The organism is Fredinandcohnia onubensis (genome assembly GCF_002734215.1).
GTDB lineage: Bacteria > Bacillota > Bacilli > Bacillales > Bacillaceae_L > Ferdinandcohnia > Ferdinandcohnia onubensis.
The window spans coordinates 631,678-647,939 of sequence record NZ_NSEB01000004.1; the positions used below are offsets into that span (position 1 = coordinate 631,678).

Consider the following 16,262-nt stretch of genomic DNA (forward strand, 5'->3'; position numbering starts at 1 on the left):
TTACATTATCGCATACACTAAACATAGTTTTCTCTGAATAGAAGGTGTGACAACGTGATAACACTAAAAAATGTTAAAAAGATTTATCAAACAAAAACAAATTCTGTAACAGCAGTTAACAATATTGACTTACAGATTAATGAAGGTGAAATTTTCGGGATCATTGGATACAGTGGTGCGGGTAAAAGTTCACTCATCCGTTTATTGAATGGGCTTGAAACTCCAACAGAAGGGAATATTTCTGTTGCCGGACATAATATCACTTCCATAAAAGGTAAAGCATTACGTGATGCTCGTAAAGAAATAAGTATGATTTTTCAGCACTTTAACCTATTATGGTCGCGAACAGTGAGGGAAAATATTTCTTTTCCCCTGGAGATTGCAAAGGTGCCAAAACCTAAACGAGAAGAACGCGTTACAGAGCTTATTAAGCTTGTAGGACTTGAAGGGCGAGAAGATGCTTACCCATCACAGCTAAGTGGTGGTCAAAAGCAAAGAGTTGGAATTGCAAGAGCACTTGCTAACAACCCAAAGGTTTTATTATGCGATGAAGCAACATCTGCATTAGACCCACAAACAACTGACTCTATTTTGGACTTGCTCGTTGATATTAATGAACGTTTAGGATTAACAATCGTATTAATTACCCATGAAATGCATGTGATTCGTAAAATCTGTCATCGCGTTGCAGTTATGGAAAATGGGAAGTTTGTTGAGCAAGGACGAGTGCTTGATGTATTTAAAAAGCCTCAAGCCAACATTACAAAACGCTTCGTCCAACAAGTGACAGAACCAGAAGAAACAAAAGAAACGGTTGAGAATTTATTAGATCGTTATCCAAACGGAAAAATGGTACAGCTTAGCTTCGTCGGGGAAGATGCTGAAAAGCCATTAATCACACGATTAATCCGTGACTTTGAGGTGGAAGTGAATATTTTACAAGGGAAAATTTCACAAACCCAAAATGGATCTTATGGAACATTGTTTATTCATCTTGATGGTGATGCTAATGAAGTCACTTCAGCCATCGAATTTATTCGACAACAACGAGTAGAAGCTGAGGTGATTGAAAATGCTTGAACAATTTCAAGAATTGCTTAAATGGGAGAAACAGGTTAATGATTATCAAGCACTCAATTGGGGGAACCTTTGGGAAGCAACTTTAGAGACTTTATATATGACCTCAATTTCGGTGCTTGCTACTTTTATTATTGGTTTGTTTTTAGGTTTAGTTCTCTTTTTAACAGATAAAGGGAATGCCTGGGAGAATACAGTGGTGAATCGGATTGTATCTGCATTTGTTAATATTTTTCGATCCATACCATTCATCATCCTGATTGTCCTATTAATCCCTTTCACGAAAATTATGATGGGTTCCATGCTAGGACCAAATGCTGCACTACCATCTTTGATTATAGGGTCGGCACCGTTCTATGCTAGAATGGTTGAAATTGCTTTGCGTGAAATCGATAAAGGTGTGATTGAGGCCTCTCATTCAATGGGAGCTACAAACCCGACAATCATTTTTAAAGTGTTAATTCCTGAATCTTTACCAGCCTTAATTTCTGGGATTACCGTTACTGCGATCTCGTTAGTAAGCTTTACCGCAATGGCCGGTGTTATCGGTGCAGGTGGGTTGGGACATTTTGCCTATTTATATGGATTCCAAAGCAATAAACCGATCATTACATTTATTGCTACAGTTGCAATTCTAATATTGGTATTTATCATTCAATTTGTGGGTGATTACTTTACAAAACATACAGACAAGAGATAACAGGAGGAAAAACAACAATGAAAAAATTACTTTATGTACTATTATTTGGACTACTTTCATTTGCCCTAGTTGCTTGTGGCGGAAATGACGACGCTGGTAATGGAGGAGACACTCAGGAAGCTGAAGGAAATAAAAAGCTTGTTGTAGGTGCATCAGCTGTTCCGCATGCGGAAGTCCTTGAACAGGCAAAACCTTTATTAAAGGATAAAGGTATTGACCTTGAAATAGAAGTTTTTACAGACTATATTTTACCGAACGTTGCTTTACATGAAAAAGAACTTGATGCAAACTACTTCCAAACACCAGGTTATTTAGAGCTGCAACTAAAGGACAACCCTGACTTTGATTTTGTAAGTGTTGGAGAAATCCATAAAGAGCCAATTGGAATCTATTCTAAAGAATACAAAAATCTAAATGAGCTCCCAGATGGTGCAAAAATTATTATGAGTAACTCTTTTAGTGACCATGGCCGTATCTTACCGATTTTTGAAAGAGAAGGTATTATTAAACTTAAAGAAGGTGTTGGTAACCAAGCAAGAGTTGAAGATATCGTAGACAATCCAAAAAATCTAGATTTTTCTACTTTAATTGAAGCAAAACTTCTTGCTACATCCTTTGAAAATGGCGAAGGAGATGCGGTTGTTATCAACACGAACTACGCTCTTGAAGGTGGAGTGAATATTGCAGAAGATGGTATTGCCTTTGAAGGTGAAGATGTCGTGCCTGCAAACCTAATCGTTGTGAATAAGGGCGACGAAGATCGCGAAGAAATCAAAGCATTAGTAGAAGTATTAAAATCCGAAGAAATTCAAAAGTTTATTGAAGAAAAATACGCTGGTGCTGTTACTGTAGTAGAATAAATAAAAAAGAGGCTTGCCAATTGGTAAGCCTCTTTTCAATTTTTGAATATTCTCGAGGAAAACAAAGGAAATGGATTGAATTGTATCTCCCGTGTTCCTATTGTTATCCATTTAGTCAAATAAGGATGAGTAGCTTTAAATACTCCAAAATCACGCTGTTGAGGCAAAAGGTTGAGAGTGATAGCATTAAATATGTGCAAGGAAGCACGATAAAAACGAAGGGATTGGTCCAATATCAATCAAATCCGTTTGAATTATACGGGCGAAATGGAAAAGGCAATGCATCAGGCACATGGGATTGGATATAAAGATTACTGTCGAAAATTCAAAGAGCGTATGCGGGTTGAGAATAACCGAGAACAGGACTATAAACAAGGTCTAATGATTATTGCTCAAATAGGTAAGATGAACATCTAAATAGATATATTACGTTTGCGAAACCCAGTGCCCACCACACTGGGTTTCTATATTATAGAATGAATTATCGGAATCTGTGAAAAATAAACTGAGGATTTGAATACTTACCATTAGCTAGCATCCAATCTTCCTTACATATCCCTTTATTTTATGTTATCTTATTGATGGACAAGATTTAACTTTTTCTTCTCATTTAAGGGCCACAATACAAGAAAACTTATATTTAAAAAATGTATCACTAGTGTGAATGTGTAAAGGTTGATATCACTTTGAATTTGATATAAGATTGTAATGAGAATAAAATGAGAATGAAGTTTTGACTTAATGTGTCAATACTATACAAAATATTTTCGTTTAATGGAGGTAGTAGTTATGGCAGGATCAACTTTAGTTATTAAGGATCTTCATGTCGAAATCGAAGGCAAGGAGATTTTAAAAGGGGTTAACCTTGAAATAAAAGGTGGAGAAATTCACGCAATTATGGGACCGAATGGTACAGGTAAGTCAACATTATCATCTGCAATCATGGGTCACCCTAAATATGAGGTAACAAGCGGAAGCATCACACTTGATGGTGAAGATGTGTTAGAAATGGAAGTTGATGAGCGTGCACGCGCTGGTCTTTTCTTAGCAATGCAATATCCAAGTGAAATCAATGGTGTTACAAACGCTGACTTCCTTCGTTCTGCAATTAATGCACGTCGTGAAGAAGGTGATGAAATTTCATTAATGAAATTCATCCGTACAATGGATAAAAACATGGAATACTTAGAAATGGATCCTGACATGGCTCAACGTTACCTTAACGAAGGCTTCTCAGGTGGGGAAAAGAAACGTAATGAAATCCTACAATTAATGATGCTTGAACCTAAGATTGCAATCCTTGATGAGATTGACTCAGGGCTTGATATCGATGCGTTGAAGGTTGTTTCTAAAGGAATTAATGAAATGCGCGGAGAAGAGTTTGGTTGCTTAATCATCACTCACTACCAACGCTTACTTAACTATATTACACCAGATAAAGTTCATGTAATGATGCAAGGACGTGTTGTGAAATCAGGTGGACCTGAACTTGCACAACGTCTAGAAGCTGAAGGATATGATTGGATTAAGAAAGAATTAGGAATTGAAGATGAAACTGTAGGTCAAGAAGCGTAAGCGTAAGGAGGATTATTATGACAATCGATACGAAATTACCATTTGATAAAGATTATGTCAGAGGTTTTTCGTCTACTCTTGGTGAACCAAGTTGGCTACAGGAACTTCGCTTACAAGCTCTTGAAAAAGCAGAAGACCTTCCAATGCCAAGACCAGATAAAACAAAAATTGATAAATGGAACTTTACACAATTTGCAAATCATGTTGTGGAAAGTGCACCATACAACTCAATTGACGAACTCCCTGAAGAAATTAAATCATTAATTCATGTTGAAGAAGATAAGAATATATATATTCAACGTGACAACACTCCAGCCTTTATCTCTCTTACAGAAGAAGTAAAAGCAAGTGGTGTTATTTTTACTGATATTCATACAGCTGCTCGTGAACATAGTGACCTTCTTCAAAAGTATTTTATGAAAGAAGCTGTCAAGGTTGACGAACACCGTCTAACTGCGCTGCATGCTGCATTGGTTAACGGTGGTGCCTTTGTTTATGTTCCTAAGAATGTGGAAGTATCAGTTCCACTTCATGCTGTATTTATTCAAGAGAATGGTGAGTCCGCACTATTTAACCATGTAATCGTAGTAGCTGAAGATAATAGTTCAGTTACTTATGTTGAAAACTATATTTCAACAACAGATACTGCGAATACAGTTGTAAATATTGTTTCAGAAGTTATTGCAGGCAGCAATGCAAAAGTTACTTACGGTGCTGTTGATGCCTTAGCTACTGGAAACACAACTTACGTAACTCGTCGTGGAGTAATCGGCCGTGACAGTAAAGTTGAATGGGCTCTCGGACTTATGAATGATGGTGATACCATTTCTGAGAATATCACTAACTTAGTTGGAGACGGCTCATATGCTGATACAAAGACCGTTGTTGTAGGTCGAGGTGAGCAAAAGCAAAACTTTACGACAAGAATTACTCACCATGGTAAGAATTCTGAAGGTTATATTCTAAAACATGGTGTAATGAAGGACAGCGCAAGCTCGATCTTTAATGGTATTGGGCATATCGAACATGGCGCTTCTAAATCTAATGCGGAACAAGAATCAAGAGTATTGATGCTTAGCGAAAAAGCTCGTGGGGATGCAAATCCAATTTTACTTATTGATGAAGATGATGTAACAGCAGGTCACGCTGCATCTGTTGGTAGGGTTGACCCTGTTCAATTATATTACTTAATGAGCCGTGGTATTCCACAGATGGAAGCAGAGCGCTTAGTCATTCATGGTTTCCTTGCTCCGGTTGTAAACCAACTTCCAATCGAAGGAGTTAAGAAACAACTTGTTGAGCTAATTGAAAGGAAAGTAAAATAATGAATATCCAAGATATTCGTTCCATGTTCCCAATCTTAAATCAAGAGGTAAATGGAAATCCGCTTGTCTACTTAGACAGTGCAGCTACATCTCAAAAACCTGTAACTGTAATCGAAACGCTGGATCGCTATTATCGAGAATACAACTCAAATGTTCACCGCGGAGTTCATACCCTAGGTACAAAAGCAACTGATGCATATGAAAATGCTCGTGAAAAAGTTAGAAAGTTTATCAATGCATCTTCTATTCAAGAGGTTGTCTTTACCCGGGGAACAACAACTGCAATTAATATAATTGCAGCAAGCTATGGGCGCGATAATCTCAGTGAGGGTGATGAAATTGTCATTACCTATATGGAGCACCATGCCAATATTATTCCTTGGCAACAAATTGCAAAACGTACAGGTGCGAAATTAAAATATATCCCTCTACAAGAGGATGGTTCGATTGATCTCAAGGATGTTGAAGAGATCGTTACGAATCAAACAAAAATTGTTTCAGTAATGATGGTCTCAAACGTTCTTGGTGCAATCAATCCAATTAAAGAAATTGCCGAAATTGCACACCGTAATGGGGCTGTCATGGTTGTTGATGGTGCACAAGCTGCGCCACATCTTAAAATTGATGTGAAAGACCTTGATTGTGACTTCCTAGCTTTTTCTGGCCATAAAATGTGCGGACCTACGGGTATCGGTGTATTATATGGTAAGAAAGCACTGCTTGAGAAAATGGAGCCAGTCGAAACGGGTGGGGAAATGATTGATTTCGTTGACCTATACGAATCAACATGGAAAGAGCTTCCGTGGAAACTAGAAGCTGGAACACCTATTATTGCTGGAGCAATTGGTTTAGGAGCTGCAATCGACTTTTTAGAAGATATTGGTCTAGACAATATTCTTGCGCACGAGCACAAGTTAGCAGCACATGCAATTGAACGATTGTCACAAGTAGAGGGTCTAACTATTTATGGACCTAAGCATCGTGCAGGGGTAGTAACTTTCAATATTGAAGATGTCCATCCACACGATGTTGCAACAGTTCTTGATGCTGAAGGTATTGCTGTAAGAGCCGGTCATCACTGTGCCCAACCACTTATGAAATGGTTGAAGGTATCAGCAACTGCTCGTGCAAGTTTTTACCTCTATAATACAGAAGAAGAAATTGATAAACTAGTTGAAGGACTCATAAAAACAAAGGAGTATTTCAGCAATGGATTCTAAAATAAACCTTGACACCTTATACCGACAGGTAATAATGGATCATTATAAAAAGCCGAGAAATCGAGGAGTTATCCAAGATGGGGCGTTAACAATTGATATGAATAACCCAACCTGTGGAGACCGGATTCACCTTACGTTAAAAGTAGATGATGGTGTCGTTCAAGATGCTAAATTTGATGGAGAAGGTTGTTCCATTTCAATGTCATCTGCTTCAATGATGACTCAAGCGATTAAAGGCAGTAAAATTGAAGATGCATTAAAAATGTCACAAATCTTCTCAGAAATGATGCTAGGGAAAGACTATGATGATAGCATTGATTTAGGAGACATTGAAGCACTTCAGGGCGTTTCAAAATTCCCCGCACGCATTAAATGTGCAACATTAGCATGGAAGGCAATGGAAAAGGGATTTAAGAGCGAACAAAATGAATCGTGAGTGATTTCTCGTAGCATTTTGCTATGAGGTACCTCACATAGAATGGAGTGAAGTAGAATGGCAAAGAAAATGCCTGAAATTGGCGATTATAAATATGGCTTTGCAGATAAAGACGTTTCCATCTTCCGTTCAGAACGTGGTTTAACAAAGGAAATTGTTGAAGAAATCTCACGCATGAAAGAAGAGCCTCAGTGGATGTTAGATTTCCGTCTTAAATCCTTAGAGCATTTTTACAAAATGCCTATGCCACAATGGGGTGGAGACCTTAATAGCTTAAACTTTGATGAAATTACGTATTACGTAAAACCATCCGAGAAATCCGAAAAGTCATGGGATGAAGTTCCTGAAGAAATCAAAGCAACTTTTGATAAGTTAGGTATTCCTGAAGCTGAACAAAAATATCTTGCGGGTGTTTCTGCTCAGTACGAATCAGAGGTTGTATACCATAATATGAAGGAAGACCTTGAAGATCTAGGAATCGTATTTAAGGATACAGATTCAGCTCTAAAAGAGAATGAAGATATTTTCCGTGAGCACTGGGCAAAAGTAATTCCTCCAACTGACAATAAGTTCGCAGCATTGAACTCAGCAGTTTGGTCTGGTGGATCATTTATCTATGTACCACCAGGTATAAAGGTTGATACACCACTACAAGCTTATTTCCGTATCAACTCTGAAAACATGGGTCAATTCGAGCGTACTTTAATCATTGTTGATGAGGGTGCAAGCGTACATTATGTTGAAGGATGTACGGCTCCTGTTTATACAACAAACTCACTACACAGTGCTGTTGTTGAAATCATCATCAAAAAAGATGCGTACTGCCGTTATACAACTATTCAAAACTGGGCTAACAACGTGTATAACCTTGTTACCAAGCGTGCAGTTTGTGATGCCAATGCAACAATGGAATGGATCGATGGTAACATTGGTTCAAAATTAACAATGAAATATCCAGCTGTTATCCTTCGTGGTGAAGGAGCTCGTGGTATGACTCTTTCCATTGCAATTGCTGGTAAAGGTCAACACCAGGATGCAGGTGCGAAAATGACTCACCTTGCTCCAAATACGTCTTCTACGATCGTATCGAAGTCTATTGCTAAACACGGTGGTAAAGTAACATACCGTGGTATTGTACACTTCGGACGTAGAGCACATGGCGCACGTTCTAATATCGAATGTGATACGTTAATCATGGATAATCAGTCTACTTCTGATACAATTCCGTATAATGAAATTTTAAATGACAATATTTCATTAGAGCATGAAGCAAAGGTATCGAAAGTATCTGAAGAACAACTATTCTATCTAATGAGCCGTGGTATTTCTGAGCAAGAAGCTACTGAAATGATCGTAATGGGCTTTATCGAGCCATTTACAAAAGAGCTTCCAATGGAATACGCCGTTGAAATGAACCGCTTGATCAAGTTCGAAATGGAAGGTTCTATCGGATAATAAGAACACATGCAATAACTCGTTTGAGATACTCTCAAGCGAGTTATTTTTGTACATAATAGTAATAGGAGGTGACTCCATGATCTATATTGGTGTAACTGGCTGGGGTGACCATGATCGTCTCTATACAGCAGGAACCTCATCAGGTGATAAACTAAAAGAATATGCTGGTCATTTTCCAATCGTCGAGGTAGATGCGTCTTTCTATGCCATCCAGCCTAAACGTAATGTGGAAAAATGGTTGAAAGATACGCCTGAATCTTTTCAATTCATTGTTAAAGCTTATCAAGGGATGACCGGTCATCAACGTGGGGAAATCCCATTTGAATCAAAGAAAGACATGTTTGATGCCTTTCGTTTGTCACTTGAACCTTATCAACAAGCAAATAAGCTCGCCTTGGTTTTATTTCAATTTCCACCATGGTATGATTGTAAACGTGAAAATGTAGACTACTTAAGGTGGTGCAAGCAGCAGATGGGAGAAACTCCTGTCGCCCTTGAATTCCGCCACCAATCATGGTTTTCACCACAGCTAAAACAACAAACATTACAATTTATGGAACAAGAAGGCTGGATTCATAGTATTTGTGATGAGCCACAGGCAGGCCAAGGGTCAATCCCGACAGTCCTCCATCCAACCCATCAACAAAAAACGCTCGTACGTTTCCATGGCAGAAATGTCCATGGCTGGACAAAGCCAAAAGAAGGCAATTGGCGTGATGTTCGTTATTTATATAAGTATAATAAAGAAGAGCTAGAAGAATGGATTCACTATGTTCAGGAACTTAATCAAACAAGTGAAACCATCTACGTATTGTTTAATAACAACTCAGGTGGAGACGCAGCAGATAATGCTAAACAATTTATCGATATGCTCGGAATCGAATATCACGGGCTAGCCCCGAGGCAATTAGACTTTTTTAGTTAGTACAAGCTATAAGCATATTTTAGAATACATACATAAGTGAAGTACCTAAAGGTGGAAAGTTCACAGGATTTTAAACAGGCAAAAAGGAGGTGTAGGGATTGAGTGAAACCGTACATATTTATCATACAAACGATCTCCATAGCCATTTTGACCGATGGCCTAAAATTACAAAATATATCACAGAAATGAGAAATCTTCATCAAGCAAACAATGAGGAAATGCTCTTAATCGATATTGGTGACCATATTGATCGCTTTCATCCAATTTCTGAAGCATCCCATGGCAAAATGAATGTGCAGCTCCTAAACCAGCTTGAATACGATTATGCTACTATCGGTAACAACGAAGGGATTACGATGTCTTATGAGCATCTGGATTCTTTATATGATGAGGCAGAATTTAAGGTGTTGCTTGCAAATCTATTCGACCGAGATGGGAAGCTACCTAATTGGGCCGATCCTTACCATATTCATGTCTTGCCAAGTGGGTTTAGAATTGGCATCATCGGTTTAACGGTTCATTATATTGGGCTTTATAAGCTGCTCGGGTGGAATGTCAAAGACCCTTTGGTTATCCTTCAAGAAACAATCAATGAATTAAAAGACAAAACAGATATGATTCTTTTGATGTCCCATTTAGGAATTAATGAGGATGAGCAAATTGCAAGAGATTTCCCAGATGTTGACGTGCTACTTGGTGGCCACACACATCATCTTTTAGAAAATGGAAAGAGAATCAATAACACACTTTTATGCTGTGCGCAAAAATACGGGAATTACATCGGACATGTTACTCTTAAAATTGATACTGAACAAAATAGGCTTATTGAAAGTGCTGCAAATGTAATCCCTACGAAATCACTGTCAGAGAGTAAGGAAACAACTGAAATCCTTTCAAAGTACATGGCAAATAGTATTCACACCTTACAAAATGATGTTGTTGCTGAGATTGAACAACCACTTCAAAGTGATTGGTTTGCGGAAACCTCATTTTCCAAGCTTTTAGCTGAGGTGCTTCGAGAATGGTGTGAAGGAGACATATCGATGGTGAACGCAGGGCTACTACTTGACTCTCTTCCAACAGGAAAGGTAACAAGAGAAGACTTGCATCGAATTTGCCCTCATCCTATTAATCCGTGTAAGGTCTGGGTTAAGGGCGATGAACTGAAGGAAATCATTTTACAGGCAAACACAAAGGAAATGGAAAATCTCAGAATTAAAGGTCTAGGCTTCCGTGGAAAGGTAATGGGCAAAATGGTATATGACGGTGTAGAGCTTAACACTTCAAAGCTTTCGGATGGATTAGACCATATTACCGATATTAAAGTCAATGGGGAGGACCTTGATCCAGACAAAACGTATTCAATCGCCACGATTGATATGTTCACATTCGGTTCACTTTTTCCTGTCATACGGGATGCTAAAGATAAAAAATACTATATGCCAGAATTCTTACGAGACCTTTTAGCTGAAAAATTAAAAGCAATCAGCAAAACGTTCTAAAGATACGTAGTCAAAAGGCCTAGAAAAAGATAGGTCTATGACCATCACTATTTCAAACACAAATCACTTTCCCGTTACATAAATTAGTTAGGGAAAGGAGTGTGCTAGGAATGGTCTCAATGACACCAATAGTAATTGATAATCATCAATTTACAGCCATTACCGTTAACCTACCTAAAACAAATTTTATGGCAGTCACAAATGAAAATGGCTATATTATGTGTGGAGCTCTCGATGTTGCATTGTTGAATGAAAAACTTAAAGAACGAGGCATTATTGCTGGTAGGGCAGTTGGTGTTCGTACAATCGAGCAATTACTGGATGCCCCTCTTGAATCAATTACATTTGAAGCCGAAAATCGAGGCATTACAGTAGGTATGAAAGGCAAAGACGCCCTATTAAAAATGATCTAAAATTAACCTGAGAAGGTATACCATATAAAAGTACGTGGCATCACTTAAATGTTGTCGAACAAAATAGTTATCGTACATCCCCCCTTACTTGCATACACATAGCTTGTAAGGGGGGATTTTCGTTTGGGAAAGTACAGAGCACGTCTACAACCAAGAAGGAAAGGGCCCTTGCCTTTCCGTTACGTCTTTTTATTAACATTTGTCTTTTTTATTCTCTCAACTGTTATTGGTTTATTCATTATTAACAAAGCGATAGAGCCAGCACTTATGGCATATGCTGAAAATGAAACGAAGAAGGTTGCTGCCACAGTTATTAAAAATGCTATTAATCAACAATTAAATGAGGAAGAATTGGTCCAAGAGGATTTGAGTATTGTGCAAACGGATGAAAATGGGAAAGTAATTAGCTACAATACCCAGGTCGTCAACAAAATGGCTACAAAGACCCTCGGAAATATTGAGCGATACTTAAAATATGTAAATGAAGGTGAAGTTAACAAACTTGAATATCCTGATTTAGAAATTGAGACGGATGATGCCAGTGGACAAACGGGCTTTGTTTTTAAGGTACCTCTTGGGGAAGCAACAAATAATGCCCTTTTAGGAAACTTAGGTCCGGAAATACCGATTCGTTTTCATATGATTGGATTTGGAGAAACAACGCCTCAAGGAAGAATTGACGAGTGGGGGATTAATAATGGCTGGTTTCAATATAATGTTCTTGCGACAGTGACGATGCAGGTTATTTTACCTTTCTCAACTGGAGAGGTAGAAATTGAAACCATTATCCCGGTTATCAATCAAAACATTTTACATGATGTTCCAGACTTCTACAATAATGGTGGGGACTCATCTCCTTCTATAGAGATACCGACAAATTAGCAGAAAATACTATACTAGAATAGTTGAATCTAAGCGAAAAATCGTATATACTAGCGAAGGAATTAATAAATGAATACACCACCTTATCGGATCGATGGGGTAGAGGTGCGGAAAATAAGAGTAAACTATGTGAGGATGACAACGTAGAGCATAGTTGAAAGGATTTTTTGCCGAAGCAAAAATAAACTCGTCAATGTTATTTTTGTTGGGGTTGCCTTGAAAAAGGGTAACACTGTCATTATAGAAATGATCTATAATGGAGGGCTACTGATCGTGATGGAGGATAACATAACATTACTAAAGAGTAATGATAGTTATTTTCTATCATACTCTCTTTTTGTCTTCTAAAGAGTATCTTCTTTCACCACGCCCTCCATAAAAATACTTGGAGGAATCATATCATGTCTGGAACAATATATTCAATTATCCCACCAATCATTGCACTTCTCATGGTTATTTTAACAAGAAGAGTTCTACTATCACTTGGAGTCGGCATTCTATCGGCGGCATTCGTATTACATGGAAATGTACTTAAGAATGAAGGAGTCGGAGCTTGGCTACAAGACGTTTTACTCACCATTTGGACAAGTATTAAAGCCGTATTTGTATCTGACGGAGCACTAAACACTTGGAATGTGTATATTATTTTATTTCTTCTTATTTTAGGAATTATCACTGCATTCATTTCCATCTCTGGTGGTAGTCGTGCATTTGGAGAATGGGCACAAAAAAAGGTTAAAACTAGAACCGGAGCTCAACTCTTAGCTGCAGTTTTGGGAATTATCATTTTTATTGATGATTACTTTAATGCGTTGGCTGTTGGGCAAGTAAGCAGACCGATTACTGATCGTAATAAAGTATCACGTGCAAAACTAGCCTATATTATTGATTCAACATCTGCACCAATATGTGTTGTCTCACCAATTTCAAGCTGGGGTGCTTATATTATTGCTATCATTGCACCAATTTTAGCAACACATGGAGTAGCGGAGTATTCTCCTTTATCTGCATTTATACAAATCATTCCAATGAATTTATACGTAGTAACAGCTATATTAATGGTTATTGCGGTTGCAGTTTTTAATCTCAATATTGGAAGTATGAAGGTTCATGAAACGCGTGCAATGACAACAGGAGAGGTTACAGATCCGGAAAAGCCAGTACTTGGAGAGTTAAAACAAGAATTGCCTCAAAGTGAGAAAGGTACTGTTGGTGATTTAGTTTGGCCGATTATTGCATTAGTTGTTGGTACGGTTGGTTCCTTAATATGGACAGGCTACAAAGCTTCTGAAGGCGATATAACCATTTTTACAATTTTTGAAAATACTGATGTAACAGGTTCTTTATTATCCGGTGGAATTCTAGGTATTCTTGTAACACTTATTTTGTTCTTTGTTCAGGTTTACGCAAAAAAGGCTTTAAACTTTGGACTTCTCCCTAAGGGAATTGTTGAAGGGATAAAATCAATGCTTCCAGCTGTATACATTTTACTATTTGCTTGGGTAATTGTTGACTTGATAGGACAAATTGAAACAGGTAAATATCTAGCAAGCCTCGTTGAAAGGTCCAATTTAAATATTGCATTTTTACCGGTCATTTTATTCGTTGTAGCAGGCTTTATGGCGTTTGCGACTGGGACGTCTTGGGGAACCTTTGGGATGATGCTTCCGATTGCAGGAGACATTGCAGCAGCATCTGATATTAATTTATTACTTCCGGCTTTAGCTGCTGTCCTAGCGGGCTCCGTGTTTGGTGATCATTGTTCACCAATATCAGATACAACTATTCTGTCCTCCACTGGAGCGGGAAGCCATCATATTGATCATGTAATGACTCAGCTACCCTATGCCATCACTTCTGCCGTCATCGCTGTAATCGGATATATAGTACTAGGTCTGACAGGCAGTACCCTATTAGGAGTGCTTACTACCTTAGTATTATTTGTTATTTTTGTTCTCACTATGAAAAACAGACAAAACGCATAGAATTACTATTCAAATGTTAACAATCGAACTTAACTAGTATATAAGAGACAAAGGGAATTAGAACCTTTGTCTCTTTTTTTTTAAAAGTAAATTTCATTTTAAAATAACTTTTGACATAGAGATAAAGACTGGCTATACTAATAAATAGATTATAGAAAATAATCTGAAAATATTAAAATTTCCAACTTATGTCTAGTGCTAAAGGACTAATGCGGTAATGGGCTAAAGTGGGAAAGGGGAGGTTTGTTTATGGATAATCGTCCACAGTGGGGGACACGGGCAGGGTTCGTAATGGCTGCAATCGGTTCTGCGGTTGGCTTAGGTAATATATGGAGATTTCCATATGTTGCTTACGAAAATGGAGGAGGCGCATTTTTTCTTCCATACCTATTTGCGATTTTAACAGCTGGAATACCAATCCTAATTCTAGAATTCACAATCGGACAAAAGTTTAGAGGATCAGCACCTTTGTCATTTTTCCGTTTAAATAAAAAGTTAGAATGGCTCGGGTGGTGGCAGGTATTAATTTCTTTCGTAATTGCCACCTATTATGCAGTCATTATCGCATGGGCAATTTCGTATACATTCTTCTCATTTAATAAAGCATGGGGAGAAGATACAAGCGGATTCCTATTCTCTAAATACTTGCATTTAGCTGAAACTCCAGGAGATGTAGGAGCACCAGTACTTGGGGTTTTTGGACCTTTAGTCGTTGTGTGGGCAATTACATTATTTATCCTATTTAAAGGCGTGAAAAAGGGAATTGAAAAAGCGAATAAAATTTTCATTCCTACACTATTAGTTATATTTACGATTATCGTTATTCGAGCAGTAACACTTGAAGGAGCAAGTACAGGACTAAATTCATTCTTCCAACCTAACTGGGATAAGATTATGTCTGGAGAGGTTTGGGTTGCGGCATACGGACACATTTTCTTTAGTTTATCAATTGGTTTTGCAATTATGATTACTTATGCAAGTTATTTACCTAAGAAGTCCGATGTAGTAAACAATGCATTTATTACTGGTTTTGCGAACTCAGGTTTTGAACTTTTAGCTGGTATCGGTGTATTCGCTGCACTAGGCTTTATGGCAGCACAAGCGAATGTACCTGTAGAAGAAGTAGCAAGTGCGGGTGTTGGTCTAGCATTTGCGGTCTTCCCGCAAATTATTAACCAAATGCCATTTGGCGAATTTTTCGGAGCACTTTTCTTCTTATCGTTAGTATTTGCCGGATTAACATCACTTATTTCGATTTGTGAAGTGTTCATTGCAGCAGTTCAAGACAAGTTTAATCTTACTCGTAACAAGGCAGTCATATATGGTGCGGGGTTAGCATCACTTATTTCAATTCTATACTCTACAAATGGAGGCTTATACTTCCTAGATGTAGTTGACTACTTCATTAACCAATTTGGTATTGCTGTTGCCGGATTAGTTGAAGTAATACTTATTGCTTGGGTATTCAAGCAAATGAATCCATTACAAGCACACGCAAATGCTATCTCCGATATTCGTGCAGGTGGTTGGTGGAAGATTTGTTTAGGCGTAATCACACCAGTGGTTTTAGGATATATGATGTTTGACTTATTCAAACAAAATATCCTACAACAATTTGACAATGCAACTGGTAACTATGAAGGGTATGCAACTTCATTTATACTCTTCCCAGGTGTTTTCATTGCAGCAGGAGTCATTATATTAGGAATCGTGTTCTCACTAAAAAAATGGAGTAATGAGGCGTTAAATGACAACTATTCTTCTAGTAGTGACAAGGAGGTAGGACTATGACCGGTGGTGCAATTGCTATGATGGTTATTGGAATGGTCATTTTATGGGGAGGTCTAGTTGCAAGTATTGCACATGCTGCAAAAAAGGCTAAACAAGCGAAACAAGGTTAAAGA

At 37.9% G+C, this 16,262-nt stretch carries 16 protein-coding genes and 1 riboswitch; all 16 genes read left to right on the forward strand.

All coding sequences use genetic code 11. The annotated features are described in order from the left end of the window. The first annotated feature begins 54 nt into the window (after positions 1-54). Complete coding sequence (locus CKK03_RS06120; protein ID WP_099361710.1) at positions 55-1,080, forward strand: methionine ABC transporter ATP-binding protein; 1,026 nt, start codon at positions 55-57, stop codon at positions 1,078-1,080. A 97-nt stretch (positions 1,081-1,177) separates the two neighbouring features. Beyond that, positions 1,178-1,777, forward strand: a complete 600-nt coding sequence (locus tag CKK03_RS06125) for a methionine ABC transporter permease (protein ID WP_245864033.1) — start codon at positions 1,178-1,180, stop codon at positions 1,775-1,777. A gap of 17 nt (positions 1,778-1,794) precedes the next feature. Continuing rightward, positions 1,795-2,637: a MetQ/NlpA family ABC transporter substrate-binding protein gene (locus tag CKK03_RS06130; protein ID WP_099361712.1), complete on the forward strand. Its 843-nt coding sequence runs from the start codon at positions 1,795-1,797 to the stop codon at positions 2,635-2,637. 279 nt (positions 2,638-2,916) lie between these two features. After that, the gene (locus CKK03_RS23625) at positions 2,917-3,054 is read left to right on the forward strand and encodes a YuzK family famiily protein (protein ID WP_180271132.1); all 138 of its coding nucleotides are present in this window, start codon (positions 2,917-2,919) and stop codon (positions 3,052-3,054) included. 372 nt (positions 3,055-3,426) lie between these two features. After that, on the forward strand, positions 3,427-4,212 hold the full coding sequence (gene sufC, locus CKK03_RS06135; RefSeq protein ID WP_099361713.1) for a Fe-S cluster assembly ATPase SufC: 786 nt from the start codon (positions 3,427-3,429) through the stop codon (positions 4,210-4,212). Positions 4,213-4,229: 17 nt separating this feature from the next. Then, complete coding sequence (gene sufD / locus CKK03_RS06140) at positions 4,230-5,537, forward strand: Fe-S cluster assembly protein SufD (protein ID WP_099361714.1); 1,308 nt, start codon at positions 4,230-4,232, stop codon at positions 5,535-5,537. Next, entirely contained in the window at positions 5,537-6,757 is a 1,221-nt protein-coding gene (locus CKK03_RS06145) for a cysteine desulfurase (protein ID WP_099361715.1), read from the forward strand. Before sufD ends, CKK03_RS06145 begins: the two co-directional genes overlap by 1 nt. Continuing rightward, positions 6,747-7,193 carry a Fe-S cluster assembly sulfur transfer protein SufU gene (gene sufU, locus CKK03_RS06150; RefSeq protein ID WP_099361716.1) on the forward strand — a complete coding sequence of 149 codons (447 nt, stop codon included), beginning with the start codon at positions 6,747-6,749 and terminating at the stop codon, positions 7,191-7,193. Before CKK03_RS06145 ends, sufU begins: the two co-directional genes overlap by 11 nt. A gap of 57 nt (positions 7,194-7,250) precedes the next feature. After that, positions 7,251-8,648: a Fe-S cluster assembly protein SufB gene (gene sufB, locus CKK03_RS06155; RefSeq protein ID WP_099361717.1), complete on the forward strand. Its 1,398-nt coding sequence runs from the start codon at positions 7,251-7,253 to the stop codon at positions 8,646-8,648. A 79-nt stretch (positions 8,649-8,727) separates the two neighbouring features. Beyond that, a complete protein-coding gene (locus tag CKK03_RS06160) occupies positions 8,728-9,576 on the forward strand; it encodes a DUF72 domain-containing protein (protein ID WP_099361718.1) in 849 nt (282 codons plus the stop codon). A gap of 98 nt (positions 9,577-9,674) precedes the next feature. Beyond that, positions 9,675-11,078 (forward strand): bifunctional metallophosphatase/5'-nucleotidase, encoded by a 1,404-nt coding sequence (locus CKK03_RS06165; RefSeq protein ID WP_099361719.1) that lies wholly within the window; start codon positions 9,675-9,677, stop codon positions 11,076-11,078. Between the two features lie 110 nt (positions 11,079-11,188). Beyond that, the gene (locus tag CKK03_RS06170; RefSeq protein ID WP_099361720.1) at positions 11,189-11,491 is read left to right on the forward strand and encodes a YunC family protein; all 303 of its coding nucleotides are present in this window, start codon (positions 11,189-11,191) and stop codon (positions 11,489-11,491) included. 123 nt (positions 11,492-11,614) lie between these two features. Next, complete coding sequence (gene yunB / locus CKK03_RS06175) at positions 11,615-12,373, forward strand: sporulation protein YunB (protein WP_099361721.1); 759 nt, start codon at positions 11,615-11,617, stop codon at positions 12,371-12,373. A 92-nt stretch (positions 12,374-12,465) separates the two neighbouring features. After that, positions 12,466-12,648, forward strand: a riboswitch (Lysine riboswitch). A 126-nt stretch (positions 12,649-12,774) separates the two neighbouring features. Then, positions 12,775-14,358 (forward strand): Na+/H+ antiporter NhaC family protein, encoded by a 1,584-nt coding sequence (locus CKK03_RS06180; protein ID WP_099361722.1) that lies wholly within the window; start codon positions 12,775-12,777, stop codon positions 14,356-14,358. 249 nt (positions 14,359-14,607) lie between these two features. After that, positions 14,608-16,149: a sodium-dependent transporter gene (locus tag CKK03_RS06185; protein ID WP_099361723.1), complete on the forward strand. Its 1,542-nt coding sequence runs from the start codon at positions 14,608-14,610 to the stop codon at positions 16,147-16,149. After that, on the forward strand, positions 16,146-16,259 hold the full coding sequence (locus tag CKK03_RS23485; RefSeq protein WP_142354001.1) for a methionine/alanine import family NSS transporter small subunit: 114 nt from the start codon (positions 16,146-16,148) through the stop codon (positions 16,257-16,259). The genes CKK03_RS06185 and CKK03_RS23485 overlap by 4 nt, the downstream gene beginning before the upstream one ends. The last annotated feature ends 3 nt before the right edge of the window (positions 16,260-16,262 follow it).

What these genes read in the sequence shown, in the direction of transcription:
- CKK03_RS06125 (WP_245864033.1), top strand. Translation starts at nt 1,178, where the DNA reads ATGACCTCAATTTCGGTGCTTGCTACTTTTATTATTGGTTTGTTTTTA.
- CKK03_RS06130 (WP_099361712.1), top strand. Translation starts at nt 1,795, where the DNA reads ATGAAAAAATTACTTTATGTACTATTATTTGGACTACTTTCATTTGCC.
- CKK03_RS23625 (WP_180271132.1), top strand. Translation starts at nt 2,917, where the DNA reads ATGCATCAGGCACATGGGATTGGATATAAAGATTACTGTCGAAAATTC.
- sufC (WP_099361713.1), top strand. Translation starts at nt 3,427, where the DNA reads ATGGCAGGATCAACTTTAGTTATTAAGGATCTTCATGTCGAAATCGAA.
- sufD (WP_099361714.1), top strand. Translation starts at nt 4,230, where the DNA reads ATGACAATCGATACGAAATTACCATTTGATAAAGATTATGTCAGAGGT.
- CKK03_RS06145 (WP_099361715.1), top strand. Translation starts at nt 5,537, where the DNA reads ATGAATATCCAAGATATTCGTTCCATGTTCCCAATCTTAAATCAAGAG.
- sufU (WP_099361716.1), top strand. Translation starts at nt 6,747, where the DNA reads ATGGATTCTAAAATAAACCTTGACACCTTATACCGACAGGTAATAATG.
- sufB (WP_099361717.1), top strand. Translation starts at nt 7,251, where the DNA reads ATGGCAAAGAAAATGCCTGAAATTGGCGATTATAAATATGGCTTTGCA.
- CKK03_RS06160 (WP_099361718.1), top strand. Translation starts at nt 8,728, where the DNA reads ATGATCTATATTGGTGTAACTGGCTGGGGTGACCATGATCGTCTCTAT.
- CKK03_RS06170 (WP_099361720.1), top strand. Translation starts at nt 11,189, where the DNA reads ATGGTCTCAATGACACCAATAGTAATTGATAATCATCAATTTACAGCC.
- CKK03_RS06180 (WP_099361722.1), top strand. Translation starts at nt 12,775, where the DNA reads ATGTCTGGAACAATATATTCAATTATCCCACCAATCATTGCACTTCTC.
- CKK03_RS06185 (WP_099361723.1), top strand. Translation starts at nt 14,608, where the DNA reads ATGGATAATCGTCCACAGTGGGGGACACGGGCAGGGTTCGTAATGGCT.
- CKK03_RS23485 (WP_142354001.1), top strand. Translation starts at nt 16,146, where the DNA reads ATGACCGGTGGTGCAATTGCTATGATGGTTATTGGAATGGTCATTTTA.